The organism is Azorhizobium sp. AG788 (assembly GCF_004364705.1).
GTDB lineage: Bacteria > Pseudomonadota > Alphaproteobacteria > Rhizobiales > Xanthobacteraceae > Azorhizobium > Azorhizobium caulinodans.
Window position 1 is genome coordinate 392,090 of the sequence record NZ_SOBM01000003.1, and the last position, 15,008, is coordinate 407,097.

General features: G+C 67.1%; 19 protein-coding genes. 8 read left to right on the forward strand and 11 right to left on the reverse strand.

Going from position 1 to position 15,008, the window contains the following annotated elements; translation table 11 throughout:
• Positions 1 to 11: 11 nt before the first annotated feature.
• A complete protein-coding gene (ybaK, locus tag DFO45_RS09620; RefSeq protein ID WP_133864664.1) occupies positions 12 to 485 on the reverse strand; it encodes a Cys-tRNA(Pro) deacylase in 474 nt (157 codons plus the stop codon).
• A 188-nt stretch (positions 486 to 673) separates the two neighbouring features.
• On the opposite strand from ybaK, the gene DFO45_RS09625 reads away from it, so the two are divergent.
• On the forward strand, positions 674 to 1,375 hold the full coding sequence (locus tag DFO45_RS09625; RefSeq protein ID WP_133864665.1) for a glutathione binding-like protein: 702 nt from the start codon (positions 674 to 676) through the stop codon (positions 1,373 to 1,375).
• Between the two features lie 255 nt (positions 1,376 to 1,630).
• Here DFO45_RS09625 and DFO45_RS09630 read toward each other — a convergent pair whose 3' ends face one another.
• The 3 genes from DFO45_RS09630 to DFO45_RS09640 form a co-directional block, all read right to left on the reverse strand.
• The gene (locus DFO45_RS09630) at positions 1,631 to 2,599 is read right to left on the reverse strand and encodes a LysR family transcriptional regulator (protein WP_133864666.1); all 969 of its coding nucleotides are present in this window, start codon (positions 2,597 to 2,599) and stop codon (positions 1,631 to 1,633) included.
• A 111-nt stretch (positions 2,600 to 2,710) separates the two neighbouring features.
• Positions 2,711 to 3,148, reverse strand: a complete 438-nt coding sequence (locus DFO45_RS09635) for a DoxX family protein (protein WP_133864667.1) — start codon at positions 3,146 to 3,148, stop codon at positions 2,711 to 2,713.
• 59 nt (positions 3,149 to 3,207) lie between these two features.
• Positions 3,208 to 3,435: a hypothetical protein gene (locus tag DFO45_RS09640; protein ID WP_133864668.1), complete on the reverse strand. Its 228-nt coding sequence runs from the start codon at positions 3,433 to 3,435 to the stop codon at positions 3,208 to 3,210.
• Here DFO45_RS09640 and DFO45_RS09645 point away from each other — a divergent pair.
• Both DFO45_RS09645 and DFO45_RS09650 read left to right on the forward strand, forming a co-directional pair.
• Positions 3,434 to 4,363: a ring-cleaving dioxygenase gene (locus DFO45_RS09645; RefSeq protein ID WP_133864669.1), complete on the forward strand. Its 930-nt coding sequence runs from the start codon at positions 3,434 to 3,436 to the stop codon at positions 4,361 to 4,363. The genes DFO45_RS09640 and DFO45_RS09645 overlap by 2 nt on opposite strands.
• Before the next feature lie 56 nt (positions 4,364 to 4,419).
• The gene (locus tag DFO45_RS09650; protein ID WP_133864670.1) at positions 4,420 to 5,037 is read left to right on the forward strand and encodes an alpha/beta hydrolase; all 618 of its coding nucleotides are present in this window, start codon (positions 4,420 to 4,422) and stop codon (positions 5,035 to 5,037) included.
• Between the two features lie 51 nt (positions 5,038 to 5,088).
• On the opposite strand, the gene DFO45_RS09655 is transcribed toward DFO45_RS09650, so the two are convergent.
• Both DFO45_RS09655 and DFO45_RS09660 read right to left on the reverse strand, forming a co-directional pair.
• Complete coding sequence (locus DFO45_RS09655) at positions 5,089 to 5,880, reverse strand: transporter substrate-binding domain-containing protein (protein WP_133864671.1); 792 nt, start codon at positions 5,878 to 5,880, stop codon at positions 5,089 to 5,091.
• Positions 5,881 to 5,966: 86 nt separating this feature from the next.
• The gene (locus tag DFO45_RS09660; RefSeq protein WP_012168772.1) at positions 5,967 to 6,437 is read right to left on the reverse strand and encodes an Lrp/AsnC family transcriptional regulator; all 471 of its coding nucleotides are present in this window, start codon (positions 6,435 to 6,437) and stop codon (positions 5,967 to 5,969) included.
• A gap of 311 nt (positions 6,438 to 6,748) precedes the next feature.
• Here DFO45_RS09660 and DFO45_RS09665 point away from each other — a divergent pair, with 311 nt between their 5' ends.
• From DFO45_RS09665 to DFO45_RS09675, 3 genes are all read left to right on the forward strand, one after another.
• Positions 6,749 to 7,669: an ABC transporter ATP-binding protein gene (locus DFO45_RS09665; protein ID WP_133864672.1), complete on the forward strand. Its 921-nt coding sequence runs from the start codon at positions 6,749 to 6,751 to the stop codon at positions 7,667 to 7,669.
• A 90-nt stretch (positions 7,670 to 7,759) separates the two neighbouring features.
• Positions 7,760 to 8,521 carry an ABC transporter permease gene (locus DFO45_RS09670; protein ID WP_012168770.1) on the forward strand — a complete coding sequence of 254 codons (762 nt, stop codon included), beginning with the start codon at positions 7,760 to 7,762 and terminating at the stop codon, positions 8,519 to 8,521.
• 153 nt (positions 8,522 to 8,674) lie between these two features.
• On the forward strand, positions 8,675 to 9,148 hold the full coding sequence (locus DFO45_RS09675; RefSeq protein WP_133864673.1) for a MucR family transcriptional regulator: 474 nt from the start codon (positions 8,675 to 8,677) through the stop codon (positions 9,146 to 9,148).
• 139 nt (positions 9,149 to 9,287) lie between these two features.
• On the opposite strand, the gene DFO45_RS09680 is transcribed toward DFO45_RS09675, so the two are convergent.
• Positions 9,288 to 9,770 carry an SH3 domain-containing protein gene (locus DFO45_RS09680; protein WP_245518025.1) on the reverse strand — a complete coding sequence of 161 codons (483 nt, stop codon included), beginning with the start codon at positions 9,768 to 9,770 and terminating at the stop codon, positions 9,288 to 9,290.
• 359 nt (positions 9,771 to 10,129) lie between these two features.
• Here DFO45_RS09680 and DFO45_RS09685 point away from each other — a divergent pair, with 359 nt between their 5' ends.
• Positions 10,130 to 11,131 carry a D-glycerate dehydrogenase gene (locus tag DFO45_RS09685; protein ID WP_043879897.1) on the forward strand — a complete coding sequence of 334 codons (1,002 nt, stop codon included), beginning with the start codon at positions 10,130 to 10,132 and terminating at the stop codon, positions 11,129 to 11,131.
• A 25-nt stretch (positions 11,132 to 11,156) separates the two neighbouring features.
• On the opposite strand, the gene DFO45_RS09690 is transcribed toward DFO45_RS09685, so the two are convergent.
• Together DFO45_RS09690 and cysG are read right to left on the reverse strand one after the other, a co-directional pair.
• Positions 11,157 to 11,969, reverse strand: a complete 813-nt coding sequence (locus DFO45_RS09690; protein ID WP_133864675.1) for a HesA/MoeB/ThiF family protein — start codon at positions 11,967 to 11,969, stop codon at positions 11,157 to 11,159.
• 68 nt (positions 11,970 to 12,037) lie between these two features.
• Positions 12,038 to 13,537: a siroheme synthase CysG gene (cysG, locus tag DFO45_RS09695; RefSeq protein WP_133864676.1), complete on the reverse strand. Its 1,500-nt coding sequence runs from the start codon at positions 13,535 to 13,537 to the stop codon at positions 12,038 to 12,040.
• A 276-nt stretch (positions 13,538 to 13,813) separates the two neighbouring features.
• Here cysG and DFO45_RS09700 point away from each other — a divergent pair, with 276 nt between their 5' ends.
• A complete protein-coding gene (locus DFO45_RS09700) occupies positions 13,814 to 14,221 on the forward strand; it encodes a hypothetical protein (RefSeq protein ID WP_133864677.1) in 408 nt (135 codons plus the stop codon).
• Between the two features lie 67 nt (positions 14,222 to 14,288).
• On the opposite strand, the gene fdxA is transcribed toward DFO45_RS09700, so the two are convergent.
• Entirely contained in the window at positions 14,289 to 14,624 is a 336-nt protein-coding gene (fdxA, locus tag DFO45_RS09705; protein ID WP_012168763.1) for a ferredoxin FdxA, read from the reverse strand.
• A gap of 77 nt (positions 14,625 to 14,701) precedes the next feature.
• A complete protein-coding gene (locus DFO45_RS09710) occupies positions 14,702 to 14,983 on the reverse strand; it encodes a S4 domain-containing protein (protein ID WP_133864678.1) in 282 nt (93 codons plus the stop codon).
• Positions 14,984 to 15,008: the final 25 nt, after the last annotated feature.

The following is a 15,008-nucleotide window of genomic DNA, read 5'->3' on the forward strand; positions in this document are numbered from 1 at the left end:
CGCTGTTCCTGTCAGGCGATGAGCGGCGCCGCCTTCGCATTCAGCGCGGCACAGGCGGCTTTCGGGTCCACCTCCACCTGAAGCCCGCGCTGGCCGCCATTGAGGAACACGGCCGGAAAGGCGAGCGCGGTCTCCTCCATGGCGGTCGGCACCTGCCGCTTCTGGCCGAATGGGCTGATGCCGCCCACGTGGTAGCCGGTGAGGCGCTCGGCATCCGCCGGCTTCATCATGTGCGCCGACTTGCCGCCGAAGGCCGCCGCCAGCTTCTTCATGCTCACCTCGCGGTCGGAGGGGATGACCGCGCACACCGGCTTGCCGTCCACCTCGGCCATCAGCGTCTTCAGCACCCGGCCCGGCTCGGCGCCGATGGCCTCCGCCGCCTGAAGGCCGACGCGCGGCGCGTCCGGATCATAGTCATAGGAGACGGCGGTGAAGGCGATACCGGCCTTCTGGAGGGCCTGCGTGGCGCGGGTGGTCTTGGACATGGCAGGGGCCGGAGATCAAGAAAACGAGGCCCGATCTCTGGTCCCGCACGGGGCGCGGCGTCAAGCGCATGTCACGGCGGAGTGATCCGCTGCGAGGGTGGTTTCATGCCGCACGCGAATGGGCCAATCTGCCGCCACCGTTGCGTCGCCGGACCATTCCCGAGCGGCGCCCCACCCGGAGACCCGGCATGATCGACCTGCACTACTGGCCGACCCCCAACGGCCACAAGATCACCCTCTTCCTCGAAGAGACCGGCCTGCCCTACACCATCCACCCGGTGAACATTTCCGCCGGCGACCAGTTCAAGCCCGACTTCCTCAAGATCGCGCCGAACAACCGCATGCCGGCCATCGTGGACCATGATCCGCCGGGCGGCGGGGCGCCGGTCTCGGTGTTCGAATCGGGCGCCATCCTGCTCTATCTCGCCGAGAAGACCGGCCAGTTCCTGCCCAAGGATCTGCGCGGGCGCTATCAGGTGCTCCAGTGGCTATTCTGGCAGATGGGCGGCCTCGGCCCCATGGCCGGGCAAAACCACCATTTCGTGCAGTATGCGCCCGAGAAGATCCCCTACGCCATGGAGCGCTACGTGAAGGAGACGAACCGTCTCTACGGCGTGCTGAACCGGCGCCTCGAAGGCCGCGACTTCATCGACGACGAGGGCTACTCCATCGCCGATATGGCGGCCTATCCCTGGATCGTCCCCCACGAGCGCCAGCAGCAGAATCTGGACGACTTCCCGCACCTCAAGCGATGGTTCGAGGCCATCAAGGCCCGTCCCGCCACCGAGCGCGCCTATGAGAAGGGCAAGCAGGTGAACACGACCCCGACCGTGAACGAGAACAGCCGCTCGGTCCTGTTCGGCCAGACATCCGCCAACGTGAAGGCGTGAGGTGACGAGGCGCCGCGCGGCTCGGGCTGCGGGGCGCTTCTTTTTGAGGGCGCGTTAGGTAGACAGGGTCCGAATGCCCCCTCCCCTGCCCTCCCCCGCAAGCGGGAGAGGGAGCTATGGCGCACGTAATCGGGCGGTTCCGCTCACGGAATGCAGTGCAGGCTCCCCGCCCCCCGGAACGCAGTCCCCTCTCCCGCCTGCGGGGGAGGGATAGGGAGGGGGCAGAGGCGTGCCCTCAACAGGGGTCCAGCGGTCCTAACCCTCCCCCGCCTCCTCTGAGGCCAGCGCCTGTTCAGAACCGGCGTCGCCCCCCTCGGCCGCGCCTTCGAGAAACGCGCGGTATCTGGCGATCTCGCCGGCCATGAAATCGAGAAAAACGCGCACGCGGGCGGCGTGGCGCAGGTCGGGATGGGTCAGAAGCCAGAGATCGGCCGCATAGGCGGGCTCGGGCGGGGCGAGGCGCACGAGGGCCGGGCGCGGATCGGCGATGAAGCAAGGCGCATAGCCGATGCCGAGCCCCGCCTCGATGGCCTCCGCGAGGCCGAACACCGTGTTGACGCGATAGGCGATCCGCTCCGGGGGGATGCGCGCAAGGGTGTCCTTGACCACCTTCATGCCGCCGAAGCCATCGCCCAGCGACACCCAGTCCTCGGCCGCCGGGTCCATCTGCGCGACGGCGTCCGCGCTGGGAAACCGCCGTGCCAGTCCATAGAGCGCCCAACCGATGCGCGCCACGCGGCGGCCCACCAGATTGTCCGGCGGCGTGTCGCTGGCGCGGATCGCCACATCGGCATCGCGCTTGGAGAGATTGAGCGCCTGATTGCCCAGCACCACGTCCAGCCGCACGCTCGGGCAGGCTTCGCGGAAGCGGGCAAGCATGGGCATCAGCAGATGCACCAGCAGGCTGTCGTTGGTGGTGACGCGCAGTTCGCCCGCCGGCGCCAGCTCCCGCCCGGCGATCTTGCGGGTGACGGAGGTGATGTCCGCATCCACCCTTTCTGCCAGCGCCACCACTTCCTCGCCGGCGGGGGTGAGGGCATAGCCGGTGCGGTGGCGCACGAACAAGGCGACGCCGAGCGCCTCCTCGATCTGCTTCAGGCGGCGGAAGACGGTGGAGTGGTTTACCCCCATCTGCACCGCCGCCGCCGGCAGGCTGCGCGCATCGGCCACCGCCTTGATGAGCCGGAAATCATCCCACGCCAGATTATTGAAGGGCTCCGCCACCCGCATTCCTCCGCACCACACGCGCCGAAGAAACCACAAACCGGCGCCGGACGGAAACGGCAAAGGCCGCGCTCAAGGCGCGGCCCGGTGCCGATGACTGGCGGGAGGAGATCAGGCGGCGCGGGGCGTCGCCTTGGTGCCGATCAGCTCGGAGAGCGTCACAGACTTCAGGGCGAAGGCGCCGTCGCCGAGCAGGCCCTGCGCAAAGGCTGCCATGGCGAGGAAAGCGGGATATTCCCAGCCGCCGCCGGCCACATTGAACACCCATCCGTTCGGGGCATGGACCATGAGGGCGCCGACGAGCAGCGGGATCAGCGCCAGGGAGACGACGCGGCCGTAGAAGCCGACGAGGATGGCGGTGCCGCCGATGAACTCGCCGAGGATGATCGGCCAGGCGAGGAAGGTGGGAAGGCCCTGGGCGGCGAGATAGCCCTCGAAGCCGGGGACCGTGAAGATCGCGAACTTCAGATAGGCGTGGGAGATGAACATCAGGCCGAGCGTGATGCGCAGGGCGGTGGCGCCATAAGCGGCGGTGCGAAGGTCAAGCATGGGAAGTCTCCATCCGTGTGGACCCCGAGAGGCCCGGAAAGCTGCTGGAACGGCACGCCTCAGTGCGGTCCGCCCTTGAGCCGCTTCGGTTTGTGACCGCCACGGCTCAGGTGATGGACAGACAATCGGCCCATCATCGACGCAAGGCAATTCCAGATTTCGCAGAGTTTGAATTGCATCAATGCAATCGAAATGCCGTGGCGCCGGGGCCGATCAGCGCTATCTGTGGAGCCAAGCCAGCCGCTGATCCGGCGCTTCCAGACACCTTCCACGGAGGTCACGACCATGTCCCACGGTATTCACCACATCACCGCCATCGCCGGCCCCGCCCAGCGCAATCTCGACTTCTACACCCGCGTCCTCGGGCTGCGGCTGGTGAAGAAGACGGTCAATTTCGACGATCCCGGCACCTATCATTTCTATTTCGGCGATGAGGCCGGCGCGCCCGGCACCATCCTCACCTTCTTTCCCTGGGCCCATGTGGCGCCCGGCCGCCTCGGCCTCGGCGAGACGGAAGAGACCGTCTTCCGCATTCCCGAGGGCGCGGTCGGCTACTGGCTGCACCGGCTCATCGAGAATGGCATCGCCCATCAGCCGCCGGAGGAGCGCTTCGGCGACAAGGTGATCTCCTTCAAGGACGTGGACGGCATGCGCCTCGCCCTCGTCGGCGTACCCGGCATCGAGGCCGAACCGGCCTGGACCGGCAGCGACGTCCCGGCGGAGATGGCCATCCGCGGCTTCCATTCGGCGAAGCTCCTCATTGAGGACACCGCCCGCACCGGCGCCATCCTCACCGACGTGCTGGGCTTCAAGGAAGTGGCGCGCGCCGGCTCGCTGGTGCGCTATCAGGCGCCCGGCACCACCATCGGCGGCATCGTGGACCTGCACGGAGCCGGCGGCTTCCTGCCCGCCCGCCTCGGTGGCGGCTCCGTGCACCACATCGCCTTCCGCGCCAAGGATGACGCGGAAGAGATGGAGATGGTGAAGAAGCTGGCGGAGAACCACGGCATCCGCGCCACCGAGCAGAAGGACCGCAATTACTTCCGCTCAGTCTACTTCCGCGAGCCCGGCCACGTGCTGTTCGAGATCGCCACCGACATCCCCGGCTTCGCCGTGGACGAGCCGGCGGCGAGCCTCGGCCAGGCGCTGAAGCTGCCGTCCTTCCTCGAGCCGCGCCGCGCGGCCATCGAGGACGTGCTCCCGGTCCTCGCCTGAACCCACATCGCCGGCCCGCGCCTCTGCGCGGGCCGAGCCCCCAGAAGGAGGGTCCCATGACCCGGACTGACACGCTGTCCTTCGTCCATCGCTTCGAGCCGGCCACCGTGCCCGGCCGCGCGCCGCTGCTCCTGCTGCACGGCACCGGCGGCGATGAAAACGATCTGCTGCCTCTCGGCCGGGCGGTCGCGCCGGGTGCCGCCTTGCTCTCGCCGCGTGGCCAGGTGCTGGAAGGCGGCATGCCGCGCTTCTTCCGGCGTCTGGCAGAAGGCGTCTTCGATGAAGCCGACGTGCGCCGCCGCGCCGACGATCTCGCCGCCTTCATCACCGAGGCGCGAGCAGCTTACGGCCTGCCGGCGCCCATCGCGCTCGGCTTCTCCAATGGTGCCAACATCGCGGCTGCGGTGATGCAGCTCCATCCCGGCGTGCTCGCCGGCGGCGTGCTGCTGCGGGCCATGGTGCCATTGCAGGAGGCGTCTGTAGCGGACCTCTCCGGCACCCGCATCCTGATGGTCTCGGGCGCCATGGACCCCATCGTGCCGGAAGCCAATGCCCGCACGCTGGCGGCCACCTTCGCCGGCATGAAGGCGGATGTGCGCCATGAGGTTCTGCCCGTGGGCCATGGCCTCTCGCAGGCCGATCTCACCCTCGCCCAGCGCTGGCTGGGGCAATGAAAAACCCCGGCCCGCAGACGGGCCGGGGTTCTTTTTCCGGCGGAGGACGACTCAGAGCGGCAGGTCGCCAGCCTCGCGGCCGAGCCACTTCTTCGACATGGCGTCGATGGTGCCGTCCTTCTTCGCCTCGGCGATGATGGCGTTCACCTTGGCCTTCAGCGTGTCCTCGCCTTTGGCGATGCCGATGAAGCAGGGGGACTCCTTGATGAGGAACTTGAACTCGGTGTTGGTCTGCGGGTTCTTCATCATGATGGTGCCCGCCGCCGCCGAGGAAATGGCCACCAGTTCCGTCTGCCCGGCCACATAGGCGGCGGCGGTGGCGGCATTGTCCTCATAGCGCTTCACGGTGACGCCCGGCGGTGTCACCTTTTCCAGCTCCTGGTCCTCCATGGCGCCGCGGGTGACGGCCACCGAATGGCCGGCCATGTCACCAGGCGCCTTCACCGGCACCGACTTGCCGCCGAACACCGCCTGATAGAAGGGCGCGTAGGCGGAGCTGAAGTCGATGACCTTCTCGCGCTCGGCATTCTTGCCCAGCGTGGAGATGACGAGGTCCACCTTGCCGGTCTGGAGATAGGGAATGCGGTTGGCGCTGGAGACCGGCACCAGTTCCACCTTGACGCCCATCTTCTTGCCGATGAGCTCGGCCATGTCGATGTCGAGGCCCTGCGGCTTCAGGTCCGGACCGACGAAACCATAGGGCGGATAGTCGGTCGGCACCGCGATGCGCACGGCCTTGCGCGACTGGATGGCCTCGAGCGCATCTTCCGCATGGGCTGCGGGCGCGGCGAGGCCGAGCATGGCCGAGACGCACAGCAGGGACAGGATGGACCTGCGATCCATGAAACTCTCCTCGGGATCAGCCGGCCCGCCGATACGCGCCGGCCGGAACGGGACACGCCGAATGCACAAGCCGTGCCGGACGGCCGTCAGGATGCGGCTACCGGCAGGGCGATAGAATACTTCACCTGCCCCAGCGCGAAACTGGATTCGATGGAGGCGACGCCATCCAGCCGGGTGAGCTTGGTCTTGAGGAAGGTCTCGTAAGCGGCAAGGTCCGGCACCACCACCCGCAGGAGATAATCGCGCGGGCCGGTCATGAGGTAGCACTCCAGAACTTCCGGCCAGGTGGAGATGGACCGCGCGAAGCGGTCGAGATCCTCTTCCTTCTGCCGTTCCAGCTTGATGGAAATGAACACGCTCACCGGCAACCCCACCGCCGCCTGGTCCACGAGGGCCACATGCCGGGTGATGACGCCCCGCTCTTCCAGCAGGCGGACACGGCGATGACAGGGCGAGGCGGAAAGGCCCACCCGGTCCGCCAGTTCCTGCATGGTGATGCGGCAATCCTGCTGCAGGATCGAGAGGATCTTGCGGTCGATGGCGTCGAGCAGGGCCATGGGGTGCGGGGTCCGTCCGGATTCGATCGGCCCAGCCTAACCGAACCACGCCCGTTTTCGAGGCATCCGAGTCCAATTCATGGTCAGCGATGCGTGGGTCGGCCCCGGCACCCGCATGCCAGGGCCGACCCCGACGCCCGGGGGGTCGTGGCGCCGCGGCTCAAAGAGCCACCATGCGTGTTAGAGGTGGGAACTTGCATGAGGATGGCTTCCTTGTAGCTTCGGCGCCCGACGCAGATGGTCACCTTGCCGCATGCCCCCACACGCGCAGGGTGCCGCACAGTTCTTATGCACTCCAGAACAGGTCTCCCATGCAGCCGATCCTCTCGCTCCGAGGCGTATCGAAGACCTATGCCTCGGGCCACAGCGCGCTGAAGAACGTCTCTCTGGACATCCGCAAGGGCGAGATCTTCGCCCTCCTCGGCCCGAACGGCGCGGGCAAGACGACCCTCATCAGCATCATCTGCGGTCTGGTGCGGGCATCCTCCGGCAGCATCGAGGCCGCCGGGCACGACATCGTCAGCGGCTACCGCGCCGCCCGCAGCCTCATCGGCCTCGTGCCGCAGGAGCTGACCACCGACGCCTTCGAGACGGTGACGGCCACCGTGCGCCTGAGCCGGGGCCTGTTCGGCAAGAAGCCGGACCCGGCCCTCATCGAACGGCTGCTGAAGGACCTCTCCCTCTGGGACAAGCGCGACGCCAAGATCATGACGCTCTCCGGCGGCATGAAGCGGCGCGTGATGATCGCCAAGGCGCTTTCCCACGAACCGCAGATCCTCTTCCTCGACGAGCCGACCGCCGGCGTCGATGTGGAACTGCGGCGGGACATGTGGCGCCTCATCCGCGACCTCAGGGAAGCGGGGGTGACCATCATCCTCACCACCCATTACATCGAGGAAGCCGAGGAGATGGCCGATCGCATCGGGGTCATCCGGGCGGGCGAGCTCATTCTCGTCGAGCGCAAGGAAGACCTGATGCGCAAGCTCGGTCGGAAGGAGTTGACGCTGCATCTTCCGGCGCCGCTGGCGGCGGTCCCGCCGGCCCTTGCCGCCCATCCCGTGACGCTGGCACCCGACGGCCTCAGCCTCACCTATACCTATGACGCGGCCGCAGGCCCGGAAGCCATCGCCGCCTTCCTGAAGCAGGTGGCCGCCGCCGACGTGGCCTTCTCCGATCTCGAGACGCGGCAGACCTCGCTGGAAGAGATCTTCGTCAGCCTCGTCCATGCCTGAGCGGTCGCCGCACCGGCCGCCGCGCCCGATCCCCACGGGCATGCCCACACGTGACGCCTCGCCCCATGTTTGCCTACGAACGGATCCGCCATGAACCTCAATGCCATCCGCGCGATCTATGTCTTCGAGATGGCGCGCACACGTCGCACTCTGCTCCAGAGCATCGTGTCGCCCGTCCTGTCCACTTCGCTTTACTTTGTGGTTTTCGGCTCGGCCATCGGCGGCCACATGGGCGAGATCGGTGCGGTCAGCTACGGCTCCTTCATCGTTCCGGGGCTGATCATGCTGTCGATCCTGACGCAGAGCATCTCCAATGCGTCCTTCGCCATCTACTTCCCGCGATTCGTGGGCACGATATATGAAATACTGTCGGCACCGATTTCGGCAGTGGAGATCGTCGTCGGCTACGTCGGAGCGGCCGCAACCAAATCGGTCATACTCGGTCTGATCACGCTCGGCACGGCCGCTCTGTTTGTAGAGGTGCGGATCGAACATCCCTTCTGGATGCTCGGTTTCCTCGTGCTCACCGCGATCACCTTCAGCCTTTTCGGTTTCGTCATCGGCATCTGGGCGGACAGCTTTGAAAAGCTCCAGATGATACCACTTCTGATCGTGACACCTTTGACGTTTCTCGGCGGCAGCTTCTACTCCATCGACATGCTCCCGCCCTTCTGGCGCAACCTGAGCTTGTTCAATCCGGTAGTATATCTTGTGAGCTGCTTCCGCTGGAGCTTCTACGGGAATGCCGATGTGCATGTCGGGATCAGCGTAGCTATGACCTTCATGTTCCTCGGCTTTTGTCTTCTGGCCGTGGGCTGGATCTTCAAGACCGGCTATCGGTTGAAGACATGATTGTGCCACAAGTCTGGCCGCAACGTAGCGTCAAACGATCCGATTCTATTGTCGGTCGGTGCAAAATGTCCGATTTGGCACCTTTCGAGCGTGCCACCGCTTGAATTAAAGGTCGGCCTGCTGCAATAAACACTTACTCTCGGAGGATTCGCAGTGGACGATCAAGATTCGAACGACTTCCTGGCAGAGAACGCCGCGCAGATCGTCAGTGCGTTCGTCGCCCACAACAGCATCAGCGCGGCCGAACTGCCAAACCTCATCCAGACCGTGCATGCAACCCTTGCGGCGCTCACCGGTCAGAAGCCGGTTGAAGCCGCTCCGAAGCAGCTGGTGCCCGCGGTGAGCGTGAAGCGTTCCATCACGCCCGATTACATCATCTGCCTTGAGGACGGACTGAAGTTCAAATCGCTCAAGCGTCACCTGATGTCTAAGTATGGCCTGACGCCGGACGAGTATCGCAAGAAGTGGGACCTGCCCTACGACTATCCGATGGTTGCGCCGAACTATGCGCTGACCCGCTCGGCCATGGCGAAGGAAATCGGGCTCGGCCGCGCCAAGAGCGCGCCCGCCAAGGCGCCCGAGGCCAAGGACGCTCCGGCCCGCAAGCCTCGCGCCAAGAAGGCGTGATCCAGAAGGCCTGAGCGGCGCGCTTGCGCCAGCCGCGGCAGGACACATGAAAAAGGCCCGGTCGCCATGCGCGCCGGGCCTTTTTCATGTCCGTTGCCTCTCCGGAGGCGCGGGGGCAGCCTCGAGGCACCAAGGATCGTCAGTCCACCTTCTCGTTCGGATAGACGCCCCAGAGCTTGTTCTGCTCCACATAGCCGTCGAAGCCGTCGCCGAGGATACGGCACCACTTGCCGTCGCAGGACTTGATGGTGCCGAGCACATTGGCCTCCAGCCGCGCCACGGCCCGCGCATTGGCATCGGGCTTGTCGCGCAGGGTGATGGTCGTGTCCTTGCTCCAGGGCGCGACGAGGGCGGTGCGCCGCCCTGACAGCATGGAGTGATAGACCCAGCCTTCCGCACCGTCGGCGTCGCGGATGCGCCGCCACGTCTCGAACTCGGCGGTGATCTCCACCGGCAGGCCGGCGCGGGTGAAGATCCAGGCCACGTCCTGATCCCGGTTCGGACCGTTGCGCACGTTCACGCGGTCCGCCTTCAGCGAGACGAAGCGGGGCACGGGCAGACCGGTGCCGGCCGCCTTGTCGTCATCCGCCGCGAGCGCCATGCCCGGAAGCATCGTCACCATGAGCAGGGCCATGAGCGCCCGCCGCGCCTGGGAGAGATGCCGCCACGTGATCCGCATGTCTGCTCGTCCTTTCGCACGTCTGAGCCGGTCTGGACTGGATAGATGCCCCAGAACCATGAATGCGGCTCTAACGCCGGTGCATCATGGGAGCGGGGAGCCCCCCGCGTGCCGGGGGCCGGCACTTGCGACCGATCGTTGCGCCCCGGCTCGCGGACATTGCTGCACTTGCGAGCCGTTGCGGGTGTGAAGTGCGCCGGACGGCGCCGCCCGTCAAGGCCGCGATGCGCACGGCGCCTTGTCTTTCCGCGCCTGTCTGCTAGACCGAACGAAAGCTGGGGAAACGCAGAACGGGGATGGAAATGGCGCGTCGCAAGCCGCTCGTCGTCGTCACAAGGAAGCTGCCGGATGTCGTCGAGACCCGGATGCGCGAACTTTTTGACGCCGAATTGAACGTGGATGACGTGCCCATGGACCAGGCTGCCCTTGTGGAAGCCGTCAAGCGCGCCGACGTCCTCGTCCCGACCCTGACCGACCGCATCGACACGGCCGTGCTCTCGCAGGCCGGCGAGAACCTGCGCCTCATCGCCAGCTTCTCGAACGGCGTCGACCACATCGACGTCGCCACCGCGCTCGCCCGCGGCATCACCGTCACCAACACGCCCGGCGTCCTCACCGAGGACACCGCCGACTTCACCATGGCGCTGATCCTCGCCTTGCCCCGCCGCGTCACCGAAGGCGCGCAGGTGCTGACGGGCGATCAGGATGACTGGGCGGGCTGGTCGCCCACATGGATGCTTGGCCGGCGCATCTGGGGCAAGCGCCTCGGCATCATCGGCATGGGCCGCATCGGCCAGGCGGTGGCGCGCCGCGCCAAGGCGTTCGGCCTCCAGATCCACTATCACAACCGCCGCCGCCTGCCCGGCGCCATCGAGGATGCGCTGGAGGCAACCTACTGGGACAGCCTCGACCAGATGCTGGCCCGCATGGACATCGTGTCGGTGAACTGCCCGCACACCCCCGCCACCTTCCACCTGCTCTCCGCCCGCCGCCTCAAGCTGCTGAAGCGCGAGGCCTATGTGGTGAACACGGCGCGCGGCGAGATCATCGACGAGAATGCGCTCGCCCGCATGCTGGAGGCCGATGAGCTGGGCGGCGCGGGCCTCGACGTGTTCGAGCAGGAGCCGGCGGTGAACCCGAAGCTCGTGCGTCTCGCCCGTCAGGGCAAGGTGGTTCTGATGCCGCACATGGGCTCGGCGACGCTCGAAGGCCGCATCGACATGGGCGAGAAGGTGATCGTGAACATCCGCACCTTCATGGACGGGCACCGTCCACCGGACCGCGTCCTGCCCTCCATGCTCTGATCCAGATATTCCGAAAGGCCGCCGTTCAGGCGGCCTTTTCATGTGCGGAGAGGTCGGTGATCCGGGCACCCGTGCCGGTGAGCGGATTGTCTTCGTCCCAGCCGTAGCTCAGCGTCTCGAAGCGCATGGACCGGGCGTCCATCATCAGCAGCTTGCCCACCAGCCCCTCGCCGAAGCCGACAATGGCGCGGATGGCTTCCAGCGCCGCCATGGAGCCGGCGATGCCCGCGAGCGCCCCCAGCACGCCCGCTTCCGCGCAGGGCGCTACCGTGCCGGGCGGCGGCGGTTCGGGGAACAGGCAGCGATAGGTTGGGTTGGGTGTGCCGTCCGGCCCCGTCTCATGGGCGCGGATGGTGGTGAGCGTCGCATCGAAGGTGCCGAGTGCTGCCGTCACCAGCGTCTTCTTCGCCAGCACACAGGCATCCGAGACGAGATAGCGGGTAGCGAAATTGTCGGAGCCGTCCAGCACCACATCGGCCCTGGAGATGAGATCGAGCGCATTGGCGGGCGTCAGGCGCACGGCATGCGTCTCCACCTCCACATGCGGATTGAGGGCCTCGACGGCCTCTTTGGCGCTGTCCGTCTTGGGGCGGCCGATGTCGGCGGTGCGGTGGATGACCTGCCGCTGGAGATTGGAGAGCGACACGGCGTCGTCATCGACGACGATCAGCCGGCCGACGCCCGCCGCCGCAAGATAGAGCAGCGCCGGGGCGCCGAGCCCGCCGGCGCCGACCACCAGCACTTTCGCGGCCTTCAGCTTCTGCTGTCCCGGCCCGCCCACGTCATACAGCACGATGTGGCGGGCGTAGCGTTCGATCTCGTCGGCGGAAAAAGCCATGAAAGGGTGTCCTGGGGCCTGACGGTTCAGGCTCTGAGAGGCGCGACCCTGAGGGCGCGAGGGATCACTCAGATCTGGGCAGTCCGGGGCGCGGGGTCAAGCAGCGCCTCCGCCCCTTCGGCGGCGGACAGGGCATGGCCATAGAGGATGAGACAGGGGCCGGACGCGCCCTCGTCCACGGCGGCGGCGACGGCGGCCACAAGGCCGCCGAGCGGCGACCAGACCATCTGCTCGTCCGCCCGCGTCACGGAGAACACCGCGACCGCCGGGGTCGCGAGATCGACGCCGGCGGCGGTCAGCTCGGCCACGAGATCGGGCAGCGTCCGGCGGGGCATGTAGACGACGGTGGTCGCCGCCTTGTCGGAGAGGGCCTTGAAGTCGAGGTCGCGCGGCAGCTTGCCGTCGCGGGCATGGGCGGTGACGAACTGCAGCCGCCGCGCATGGTCGCGATGGGTGAGGGAAGCCACGAGCCGGCTCGCCGCGCCCTGCGGCGCCGAAATGCCGGGCACCACCTCCACCCGCACCCCGGCGGCGCGGCAGGCGGAAATCTCTTCGCCCGCGCGACCGAAGATCATCGGCTCGCCGCCCTTGAGACGCACCACCCGCCGGCCTTCGCGGGCGAGTTGCACCATCAAGGCGTTGATGTCGTCCTGCTTGCAGGACGGGCCATAGCCGGTCTTGCCCACCAGCATCTTCTTGGCTTCGCGCCGGGCAAAATCGAGCACCGCGTCGGAGACGAGATCGTCATAGAGTACGACATCGGCGCTCTGGAGCGCGCGCACGGCCTTCAGCGTCAGGAGTTCCGGGTCGCCCGGCCCCGCGCCCACAAGCACCACGGAGCCGACTTCGGGGAGCCCCTGCCCCGCCTCGGCCACGGCCACCAGGGCGTCGCGGTCAGCATCCTCCGGCGGGCGGTTGGGTTCGGCCATGGCACGGGCGGCGAAACTCTCCCAGAAGCGGCGGCGGCCCTGAAAGCTGAGGCCGAGGGCGGAGACCGCACCGCGCCAGCTCTGCGCCGCCTGCGCCCACGCCTTGAAGCCTTGCGGCAGCAGCGCCTCGATCTTAGCCCGGATGGCCTGCCCGAAGACGGGCGCCGCCCCATCGGTGGAAATACCCACCACGAGGGGCGAACGGTTGACGATGGCACCGAAGGCGAAATCGCAGAAAGCCGGCTTGTCGACCACGTTCACGGGCACGCCGACGGCGCGGGCGGCGGCGGCGAAGGCTTCCGCCTCGGCGTCGTCCTCGGCATCCGCAATGGCGATGGCGGCGCCCGGCAGGTCGTCCGGCGACCAGCGGCGCTTGTGAATGGCAATGGGACCACCCGGCGCGGCCGCCGCGAGGTGCCACATCTCCTCGCAAACGTCGGGGGCGATCACCTCCACCCGCGCACCTGCGGCAGAGAGCAGTTCGGCCTTCCACACCGCCGGCTCGCGTCCGCCCGCCACCAGAACCCGGCGCCCCTGAAGCGCGAAGAACACCGGCAGGCGCGCCAGTTTCTCCATGCGCCCGCCCTCGCGCTGGCGAGGGGCGCGGCCGGTCTCGGAAGGCGTGCGTTCGGCGCTCATGGGGTCGGCATCTCCTCGGTCGGCACCGCGCGATCTCAAATTGTCTTCCCCTACGCTCCTCTTGCCAAGAGTTGCATCGACGCCGGGGAGGGCACATCGCGCGGCCGAGCGCGTCATATGCCGCAGCATCGCGCCCCATTCAACGGAAATGATCCGCCTTTTGATGAAATCACACCATCAGGATGGATAATGTCCGGCGCGCCGATTTGCCTCCGCCCCTGCCCTTGCGCCGCCACGCTCACGCCCTTGAATGGGAGCGATACAGGGGAAGCCCGCATGAGCCGGACGTTCAGTCTCGCCGGAATGGTGAGCGCGGTGGTGGTAGCCGGTCTGGTCACGCCTGCCCAGGCGCTGTTGCCGCCGAAATATTACGATCAGGCCCGCCGGCAGGCGGCCAACATCATCGTGCTGGAGGTGGCCGCCGTCGCCGAGCCCGCCGAACCGTTCGGCACCTGCGCGGTGTCCGGCCACGTGCGCAAGGTGGAGCGCGGCAAGCTCTATGCGCCGGGAGCCGCCGTCACGGTGGGCGTGCCCTGTCGCAAGCCCGGCGCCCAGCCGCCGCTCGGCGGGACCATTTATGCGGACGTGGGCGCGTTGCGTGCGGCACCTTACGGGCGGGCCTATCTGGATGCGAAGGGCAATCTCCTGCTCTCGCAATACCAGATGCTCGCCACCGCGCCCTGACCGGCGCGGAAAAGACAAACGGCCCGGAGGGCGTCCAGGCCGTCTCATCTGCACACCGAAAGGCGGATCAGTCGCCGGTGCCGGGCTCGGCGGAGAACTTGTCTTCCTTGCCGGGCTTGCCATCCCATTCCTTGGCGTCCGGCAGGGCGTCGCGCTTCAGGGTGATGTTCGGCCAGGTCTTGGCATATTCGGCGTTCAGCGAGAGCCACTTCTCAAGGCCCGGCTCGGTGTCGGGCTTGATGGCTTCCGCCGGGCATTCGGGCTCGCACACGCCGCAGTCGATGCACTCGTCGGGATGGATGACGAGCATGTTCTCACCCTCGTAGAAACAGTCCACGGGGCACACCGCAACGCAGTCCGTGTACTTGCAGAGGATGCAGTTCTCGGTGACGACATAGGCCATGACAGATCCCTTTCGCGCGCCGCACTAGAACATGAGCCCGGAGGGCGCAAGAGGTTCCGGCCGGCTGCACGCGCTATTTACCGACTTTCGTCTGTGATATCATCCAATAAGTCGGCGACGGATGTAGCATCTCCCCGCCGCTCCGCAAAGCCGCGTACCCGCAGCACGCGCACCCCTGCATTGAGCGAAACGGTGAGCACCTGTCCAAGTTTCACCGGATGTGCCGCACCGGTGATCCGCTGGCCGTCGAGCCGCACATGGCCCGAACGCACGAGGTCAGCAGCCGCCGCGCGGGTGCGCACCACCCGCGCGTGCCAGAGCCAGCGGTCCAGCCGCTGACGATCCTCGTCAGCGGCCAAGGGACGCGAGCCTCAGGCGCGGGCG